The sequence below is a fragment of the Lutibacter citreus genome (genome assembly GCF_003260195.1).
Classification (GTDB): domain Bacteria; phylum Bacteroidota; class Bacteroidia; order Flavobacteriales; family Flavobacteriaceae; genus Lutibacter; species Lutibacter citreus.
In genome coordinates this window covers 1-10,237 of sequence record NZ_QEIH01000021.1, presented here as the reverse complement: position 1 = coordinate 10,237, position 10,237 = coordinate 1, and the positions used below count along the sequence as shown (strand labels likewise).

General features: G+C 26.2%; 7 protein-coding genes. All 7 read left to right on the top strand.

Going from position 1 to position 10,237, the window contains the following annotated elements; all coding sequences use genetic code 11:
• Positions 1-301: 301 nt before the first annotated feature.
• Complete coding sequence (locus DAD81_RS20425) at positions 302-1,171, top strand: hypothetical protein (RefSeq protein ID WP_111710311.1); 870 nt, start codon at positions 302-304, stop codon at positions 1,169-1,171.
• 231 nt (positions 1,172-1,402) lie between these two features.
• A complete protein-coding gene (locus DAD81_RS20420) occupies positions 1,403-2,062 on the top strand; it encodes an HNH endonuclease (protein WP_111710309.1) in 660 nt (219 codons plus the stop codon).
• A gap of 10 nt (positions 2,063-2,072) precedes the next feature.
• Positions 2,073-2,609 carry a hypothetical protein gene (locus DAD81_RS20415; RefSeq protein ID WP_157961211.1) on the top strand — a complete coding sequence of 179 codons (537 nt, stop codon included), beginning with the start codon at positions 2,073-2,075 and terminating at the stop codon, positions 2,607-2,609.
• 272 nt (positions 2,610-2,881) lie between these two features.
• Positions 2,882-6,247: an HNH endonuclease gene (locus tag DAD81_RS20410; protein ID WP_111710305.1), complete on the top strand. Its 3,366-nt coding sequence runs from the start codon at positions 2,882-2,884 to the stop codon at positions 6,245-6,247.
• 287 nt (positions 6,248-6,534) lie between these two features.
• Entirely contained in the window at positions 6,535-8,034 is a 1,500-nt protein-coding gene (locus DAD81_RS20405; protein ID WP_111710303.1) for a hypothetical protein, read from the top strand.
• Between the two features lie 202 nt (positions 8,035-8,236).
• Positions 8,237-8,674, top strand: coding sequence for a hypothetical protein (locus DAD81_RS20400; RefSeq protein WP_111710301.1), 438 nt, complete (start codon positions 8,237-8,239; stop codon positions 8,672-8,674).
• A gap of 444 nt (positions 8,675-9,118) precedes the next feature.
• Positions 9,119-10,099: a hypothetical protein gene (locus tag DAD81_RS20395; RefSeq protein WP_111710299.1), complete on the top strand. Its 981-nt coding sequence runs from the start codon at positions 9,119-9,121 to the stop codon at positions 10,097-10,099.
• The last annotated feature ends 138 nt before the right edge of the window (positions 10,100-10,237 follow it).

Below are 10,237 nucleotides of genomic sequence, written 5' to 3'. Positions count from 1 at the left end.
TAACCCATTGGATGAGGCGGTTAAGAAATTTATGGTAAATGGCAATAATGAGGATTACTTAAAAATTGGTAGTAAATAGAATAGGGTAAGTGATAATAATCATATAAATTTGAAATCAACTTTTTTACATTTGAATTTATTGTCCCTAAAGGAATTTTTTGAGATGTATAAAGAAAACATATATTCACCTTATACGGTTAATTTGAGGGGGATAAGCGCATATAATATGAACATATAAGAGAGTTGGGCTTAATTAAAAAACCAATATGGACAACATTTAAATTCTCAATTTTATATTAATATGGCTAGATTAAATTATAGAGAGTTTTACCCTATAAACAACACTCAAGATTTGTTTGAATCAAAGTTTAAGCACTTAAATACAACAGAACAAAATAGGTGGAAAAATTTTAAGAACAGAATACCTCGTTCAAATTTCATAAAGGAAAAATTAAAATTGCGTCAATCTAGAATTTGTCCTATTTGTTATAAAATATTAAATGAGAATATAGTTGTCCATCATATAGATTATGATCGTCTTTGTGATTTTGACACATATGACAAACAATTATCTCCAACTATAAAAGAACCGAACCGAGAATTGGATGTTCCTAATTGTAATAATTGTAACAACACTAATATCTGCCTAGACAAACTAGTATTAATTCATAATTCTTGTCATATGATACTGCATAAACAAGAAGGAAAAATATTAGAAAAAAAGACAAAAATTAAATTTCCTAAAAACCCGAGAAATTATGAAATCGTTTCAAAGGAATGGTGGTTAACAAAAACAACAATTGACTTACTAGACCTTCTTCAAGAAATACTGAAAGAAATTAACTCAAATTCTTCGACAAAATTCAAAGTTGAATACACAAAGTTTTTTATAAAATTAACACCTGAAAATATCATATATTTTAAACCCGATAACGATAACTTGAAAATAACTTTTTCATACGGAGACTTTGGAAAATGGGTGAAAAAATTGAATGAAAAAGGAATTAAATGTGATATTTATAAACGCTCTTCTCAGAAACTCACTTTCTCTATAAACAGGAATCAATATTCAGAAAATTATTTAATTATTAAAGAAATAATTAAAGACTGTATCGTAAAATTTAATAATAATGATTTGCCTGATTATTCACCGCAAATGACATTATTCTAAAATAACTAAGCCCAACACCGTATAAAATTAATGTGGGTTTTTATAGCTTAGCCCAAAGTTTTGGTTTATTTATTGTGTCGCTTTTACTTATTTGAGTATTTTTAGTTCGACAAAGATAAAAACACAAAATAAGTATAAGCTTGTGTCTCGGCTGACAATTCACAAATTGTCTACCAACCACACTAATCTTATACAAAACCGTTGTGTGTAATTACCGAAAAAAAAATAAATATGAAAAATAAACTTATATTATTGATAACATTCTTGTTTTTTGGATTAACAAGCCACTCACAAGAGACATACAAAATTGGAAAAACTGAATATTATGTTGGACAAAATTATTCAACAACTGGAAAGCCAGTTGTAAAAAGAAGTGAATCTAATAAACTAACTTTTCTAAAATCTAAAGGTTATTCAGAAACCCCTTATGGTTATGAAATTGATCATAAAATTCCTCTTTCAGAAGGAGGAACTGACGATCCGAGTAATATGCAATTATTGACAATTGAGCAACATAAAAGAAAGACTTCAAGAGAAAGAACAAATCGGACTAATTCAACATATTCCTCAACAAAAAAGAATTACAAAAGCACATCAACATATACTAATAGTTTATATAATAATTCAAGTTCAAATTCTTCATATTCCAGAACTGACACAAAAGGAAGAACAATCTACAAAGGAAGTCGTGGTGGAGAATATTATATAAATAGTAGCGGGAAAAAAGTATATACAAGTTCCAAAAAAAGTACTACAACAACGAATTATTCACCTTCATCCTATTACACTCCGAGGAGTTCTTCTACTAGAACAATTCAGACAGGGTCAAGAGGAGGTAAATATTATATAAATTCAAATGGAAACAAAACTTATGTTAAAAAGAAAAACTAAATATAATTGTATGAAAAACTTATTAATTATTCCTTTCTTATTGTTTAATTTTTACACTTACTCACAATGTGAAACTAATGAAACTACTTTAGACGATGGTAAGAAAGTAATTTCTATGACAGAAAAATTTTACCAAAATAACGATTTAGAAAACGGAGCAAAAACTTTTTATGTGAGTGCAAACAACTTTATCTTTAGTCAAGATAAATCAATACTTGATATTGCAGTTACTTATATTTCAACCCGTAGTTCTTATTGGATAATACCTAATTCATTAAAAATTGGGCTTATTTCTGGTAGAGAGATTAATTTAAAGGCTAAGGAAAAATCATCACAAACGTTAAATCGAATTAAACCAATTCCGAGTATTTCAAAAGGAATTGAATGTTATTTTCAAATGGATTATAATGATTTATTAGAATTATTAAAAGCAGATAAAATATCATACTTAAAGATTTCTGATTATAAAACAGGTCAAACATTTGATATTACTCCCGACTATAAAGGTCAATTTAATGAAATGATAAAATGTGTAATGAAACTATAAATAACTACACACAACACCTCATATAATTTATGCTTACATTGGAACTGACACAAACGACAAACATTCAACTAACGATTTGCTACGTCCGAAAAATCTCCGATTTTCCAGTCGCACAAATCATATAAAAACTCGTTAGCATTTATGCCGGATGAAAAAAATTGACAAAGATTCATATGAAAATTCTACTTAAAAATAGCACATTTACTAACCCAAACACACGAGCCGATGCTTAGTTAGCAAAAGAGCTATTTTCAGAAACATCCTTTAATTAAATGGCTACACGATACATAAAACAAAAAATTGTAAAACGACTATTTTCAGATACAAATGGCAAATGTGCAGTATGTAGAAATTCAATAATTAGAGAAAATTCCGTAATCGGAGAAATCTGTCATATAGAGGCGTTTAACAAAGGAGGTGCAAGATATAATGCGTTTCTTGAAAAAGATAAACTTAATGAGTATGAGAACCTTATCGTTCTTTGTCCATCTTGTCATACAGTAATCGACAAACTCGATAATCAAATAAAGTATACAGTAGAATATTTAAATGAATTAAAAAAAGGTTTTTCTAAAATAAATTCGGAAAGTGAGTTTGAAATTACCACTGAACAAATTGAAAAAATTGAAAAAATATTTTCAAAAAAATTAGAAGAGGAATTACTTGATATTAAACTATTAATAAATCAATTAAACTCTGGGATCTGTTTTAATAATATTGAAAATTCATTTAGAGATTCTACAAAATATACACCATCAATCAATGATATCAAACACTTCATTTTTAGCACTGAGGAGCAAAACTTCATAAATACTGCTGTAAATCAAATACAAAACGGTAAATCCTCGAATATTTTAATATCTGGAATTCCTTCTTGTGGTAAAACAACTTTTGCTGTTAAATTATCAACATATTTAAGAGAAAGCCATCTCTCAAAATATTTGGACTTAAAATTAGAAAGCTCACTTCCTGACATTAAAAAAGATATAAAAACACTTACAAATTTCCCAACTTTATTAATTTTAGATAATGCACATTTAGAATACAATATCGCTTGTGAAATTTATAAGTTTTGTCAACAATTTAAAAATATAGCTTTATTATTTATAGCTAGAGAAATAAATGAAAGAGATAAAGTTGATAGTTTAAGCGGAACTGATTTATTTGAGGTTTCAGAATTAAAATTTGTAGTTAATCCAACGCAAAACAGAAATGAAAAAATACAAACCTTAATAAAATACAGACAGAAAAAAATATCTGATGAAAAAGGGTTAATTGCAGAAACAGGTGAATTAAATAAAATCTATTATGTAATTAATGGTAGTCTTTTAAAACTAAATATATTACTCGATATTTGGGAACAAAACCCAAATCAAAAACTTGACGAAATAGATAATACAAAACTTAATGAAATCATCTACAAAAGATATTTTGATACATTTTCTTTTAGTCAACTTAAAAGTCTAACACAGTACACTTGTATAAATCAATTTGAAATTAACTTTTACTTCCAAGATTTAGATAAAGATATTGAACAAAAATTACGAGAAGAAGGATTAATATTAAAGACAAAGAATGATAGTTATTCTTTTTTTCATTCAAGTTTTTCAAGGTTATTATTAAACTCATTAATTCAAGCCGATAGCAATTTTAAAATAAATTATCCAAATGGATACTATGAGTTTGAGACAATAATATTTAAAAAATATTTTTCATTCTTCAATGAAAATGGACGTTTAGGTTATCCACCCGAAACGGGAAGTTTATTGAATAAATTGACAATTAATAAAGGTTATAAGTTATTCATAAACCTCACTTCCAATAGCTTGATAAAAAATCAAATTATTAAATATTTCAATGATAATTTAATCCCTGATGAGTTTGCAATCTTTTTCAACAACATAAAAAAATATAACAATATTGAATTTGACTTTTTTCAAGAAAATCTTGTTTTAAAAAATAATAGTTTAACAAACTATCTAAAATTTGAAATTAAGGATGCTTTAGGTCTTAGAAAATTTTTATCAGTTTATTCAAGTAGAAATCTTGTTGGATATAAAAAATTATTGAGAGAAATTGATGAACAAGATTTAAAAAAATTACTGTATTCTTCGCAGTTAAATGATTTAACCTACTGTTTAAGATCAATTTCTGATTTTGACAAACCATTTGCTCTAAAATTAGTAAATTATTTATCAAAAGAAGAATGGGTTCATATTTTTCAAAGAGCACCTTTTTTATCTATTTCAAACTCAATTATTGAGCTTTCTCAATTAAAAGGTAGAAAATATGCCATAGAAGTATTGGAAAAAATAGATATAAAAAAGGTTTTATTTGATGTTAAAAACCTGCCTATTGCAAATCTTACAAAAACCATTTCCGAATTTAAAAGAATAGATGGAAAAATACCTAGACTATTAATAAATGAATTAGATATCAATTATTTTCAAAATATAGTAGAAACAACTCCGTTAGGTAAAATAAGTAAGTCTTTAAAGGAGCTATATCCATTTGATAGAGAAATTATTATTTCGGTTGTTAATAATTTGGAGAATGAATTCATTCTCCAAAATTTAAAAGAGTATAATTTAGCTAATCTTGGTACAATTCTATCAGAGTTATATGATATATCAAATGAGAAAATATTAAACTTAATAAATAATCAAACTTTCGTAGATTTAATAAAATCTAAAATAATCAAAGAAACAAAGTGTAGTTATTTATCAAAATTCATAGCTATTTTAGTAAAAGTCAATAAGGAGTTTGCAGATAGACTTGTTAATGCAATCCCTTTAAAGGTTATAAATAATGTTCTTAAGAATTATACTTTAAGAGAACTTGCGGATTTGATTAGTACGATTTCAAAATTACCCTCAAACAAAAATATAGCCGAAAATATTTTTAAAACAATTTCAAACAAAGAGATTATAACTAAAATTAGTCACAGAGATTTTAAAATTACCGATTTTCAGTCTTTTTTCAATCAAATTTCAAAAGTAAATAAACTAAAAACTCTTCAAATATTTGAATTACTTGAACCTGAAGTTATAATTACAAAATCTATAAAATTTGGAGTCAATGCAAGAAAAGTATCACAAGCATTAAATTCACTCAGAGAATTAAATTTAACTAAAATAAATTTAATTTTAGACTCACTATTTAGCAATGCTATTTATAAACATAAACTCAAAGAATTAAAACCAACTGATTTTGCACATTTATACGCTGATTTTCTTAATATTAATAAAGAAAAAGCTTATTTAAAGCTAAACATTATGTTTAATGATATAAATGAAAGCAAGTTATCTAAAGAAGATATTTCTGGTTTTTCAGATGGTTTAAGAAGAATAAATTATGCCAAGAAAATAAAGATAAATGAACCGATCTTAAATACTTTTGAGAACCATATTATAAAAAATATAAATCATTTTAGATTAAGACAAATCTCAACTTGTTTCATAAATTTAAAAGGAATTAATCAAAATCTCGCGAAGGAATTAATTGACAAAATTTCGTTAAATTTGTTAGTGCAAAAATGTAAAGAAATTGATAGTAAAGAAAATTTAGATGGAGCACTCGGAGAGATAAAAAGTGTTTCAAATGAGTATTGGAATAAGTTGATTAATGAAATTAGTTAAGATTTTCCATACTCGTAATCAAGCACATTATCAGTTGCAAATAATTATTACTGAAAAGCAACTGCTAAAGAGCTTGTTTACCCAGCAGCTTGATTGAAAAAAAGCACAAAATGCTAACAATGCATATAAAAAATTGCTCAATTCAGTAAAATAGAATGTTTCTAAAACAAAAAAATATTAATTTTAAACATCGGAAAATTACGTTTTCAAAAACGCAACTTTCCATATTCTAAACCGTTACAGGTAATTATAAAATGAAGACTATGAAATTCTAAAAAATACAGAATATGAAAAAGAAACATTTTTTTAGTTTGACCAATAAAAAAAAATCAAGAGTTTTAGAAAACAACATTAAATCTATAACTGAGAATTCTTTTCTCGCAATTGAAAATTTTGGTGTAATTAGCAAAAGTGAATTAAAAACAAAAAAAAACTTCTCTAGAAAAAAAATTGAAGAATTTGATTATAATAGTAATCAAATTGAAGAAAATCACTACGACTCAGATGGTTGTTTAAAATTTAAAACTGTTCATAAATATGACAATGAAAATCTGATCGAAAAAACCCGTTTTAATGTAGATAATAACATTCCTCCACTTGGAATATACAAGCTTTTAGACTTAACACATCGAAATCTTTATAAATACCAAGATGATGATGGTTATTTAGGTATTGAAAAAACATTTAAACACAATGTTAAAAATAATCTAATTGAATATAAGTGGAAAAAATCTAACAAAAATCCAGGAGGAAAGAACACCTTTAAATATGATAAAAACGATAATTTAATTGAAAAAAATTTGTTTAATACAGATAATATTTTAAAATCTAAAATTATCAACAAATATGATTCTAATAACAATAAAATTGAGGAGAATAAGTATAAACCTGACGGAAGTTTAAACTCTAAATACACCTACGAATACGACAAAAAAAATAATCTAATTGTAAAAAGTTCATATAATTTAAATGGAAGCTTTAGTAAAGTTTTTTTCAAATATGACATTAAAGGAAATGTAGTTGAATATTATAAGAATAATTCAAATGGAATAATAAGTAACAGAAATACGTACAAATACAATGATAAAAGTATTTTAACCGAAAAAAAAAGCTATAAATCAAATGGAAGAACACTTAAATCAATTTCCAAATATGATGACAAAGGTAATATAATTGAATTCTATTGGTTTAAACCTGATGAAAATTTGAGTTCTAAATACACCTACAAATACGATAATAATGGTAATCAAATAGGGGACTTTGTACTTAAACTATTTAACGGTGTTAGCACCAAATACAATTATGATGAGAATAGTAATATGATTGAAGAACTTAAATATGATTCAACAGAGAGTTTACAATCTAAAATCACTTACAAATTTAATAAAAACAATGCTTTAGTTAAAGAGTGTCGCCTTGATTTTGAAGGTAAATTAAGAACTGAAATTGTTTACTTATACGATGACAGCAATAATATAATTGAAAAGCAATACTTTAAATTAGATGGTAGTTTACGCAGAAAACACATTTTTAAATTTAATTCTATCGGTAATTTAGTGGAAGATATAATTTTAAATTCAGACAATATAGTAGTCCTTAAAAACACTTACGACTATGATTTGAAAGACAACATAATTCAATCTAATATGTATGAATCATCTAGTCATTTAATTAACGAATTGAAATATAGATATGAATATGATCTCAAAAATAATTGGATAACTCGTATCGGATTTAACAATGAGTTACCAGAAAGTATATTAGAAAGAGAAATACTTTATTATTAAATAACTCTATCTCTACTTCTTATATATTTTAAAAACAGAAAGAAAACAACTACCTGTAACAATGCATATAAAAAATTGCTTAATTCAATAATATAGAATGTTTCTAAAACAAAAAATTATTAATTTTAAACATCGGAAAATTGCGTTTTCAAACTCGCAACTTTCCATATTCTAAACCGTTGTGAGCAAGCTGAAAAAAACTATGGAAATAAAACCTAAAATTGGATTTGATAATATAAAGTATGGAATGTACAGAAAAGATATTATATCGATTTTAGGAGAACCTGACCGAATTGTAACGGACGAAAATGACGAATTTGAGCAAAGACTCGAATGGAATGAATTAAAAATAAGATTGACATTTCAACTTGACGATGACGATAGATTTACCTATTTAACTTCCAAAAATACTGAGACTGAATTTAATGGAGAACGGATTATTGGAATGGACATTAACGATGCGAAAAACAAACTGTTTGCGGAAATAATATCTGAATGGGAAGTTGAGGATTATCAATTTTTTGAAACTCATTTTAACGAAGATTTATGGTTAACATTACGCTCTGAATTTGGTAAAGTATTAGAATTTGAAATGGGAGTTCCATTCAAAAACGAAAATGAATATAATTGGCCAAATTAGAACCCTTTATGACTACTTTCTTAAAAATATTGAGAATACTATTGATATTGATTTTAGGTTTTATTGTAATTGTAACTTCGATTTTCATTTTTGATAGATATGTTACGAATCCGCATATGAAAGGAATAAGTCCTGTAGATATAAAGCATATAATTATTTATCTCGTTTTACCATTGCTAATAATGATTTTCGGAATAATAATTATAGAAAAGAAACGAAGAAAAGCCAGCTCACAACAACGTATATAGCTCATAGCTAATCAGTTGCTTAATCGAAATTAAGGCATATTTGGAAAGTCGCCAAATTTTTAAATTTGACAATTTCCAATAAAAAAGATAAATAATAAAATTTAAAAATCTGGCTCGTGCTTATTCCGAAAACAATTTTTTACTTTGCACGCTACGAGCCATATACAGAGACGTTGTAGCACATTTGACCAAATCAATGAACAAACTTATAATCATCATATTTTTTGCCTTTAATTTTTCTTTTGGGCAATCGATTCAACACGAACCAAGAAAAGTATTTGTAATGACTTTAAACGTTCCTCAAAACATAAGGAATAGCAATGGAGTACTTTCAAAATTCGCCTTGAAAAATAATCTAAAACAACTTTTATGCATACGTAATGGTCATATCTCATCCGAAATCAATTTCGACAAAAACGGAAACGTCATCACTAAAATTGAGAATGATAATAAGGTTATAAACAAAAGCGAATTTAAGTACGATAAGGAAGGTCGAGTTATCAAAACATCACATTATTCACCAAATGGAGATTTTAAATATGGCTATGAATATGAATACTTGGAAAATACAAAGCTGACATATGAAAATCCTGGAAGAATACTTAAAAACAAAGTCGTTTTTATAAAAGAAAAAAACCAAAACGTTTCCATCGATTACGGAACAAATCAACAAATTACTTCAAAAAAAATAGAGATATTCACTGCTAACGAAGAATTAAAACAAAAACAAGAATATTCCAACGACAGATTAAACCGAGAATTCATATATTATACAAAAGACGGAGAGAAATACAAGGATGAAATATTCTATCCTGAAAGCGGAGAAAAAATTATTGAAACAAAAAAAATATCTGACAATGATGTGTTTGATAAAAATAGCAATGCAATCACTAACTATTACGGAGATTTTAAAGTATCCGAACACAAATACAATTCTGCTAACCGATTAATCTTATCTGACTATTATTCAACAAAAAACGGCCATTGGAAAAAAGAAATCTACGAATACAAGAATGATACGATTTTAATAAAAAAATCACAGAATTATATGTTAACTGGCAAAAATAAAATATATCAATTCAATTACAATAATGTTGGCTTTTTAGAAAAAGTAAATAAAATTGACGGAACTGAAGAAGAGACATTTGAATATAAATATCAACTGAACGAAAAATAAAAACGTGCTACAACACTGGTAATCGTTGCACAAGGCATTAAAAAACATAAAAACACAACTCAAAAGCTTCTTTTTAAGGGGCTTTTGTTTTTTACAATAGTAGTTAAATTTCAATTTTTAATGGTTGCTAAGCCTCTT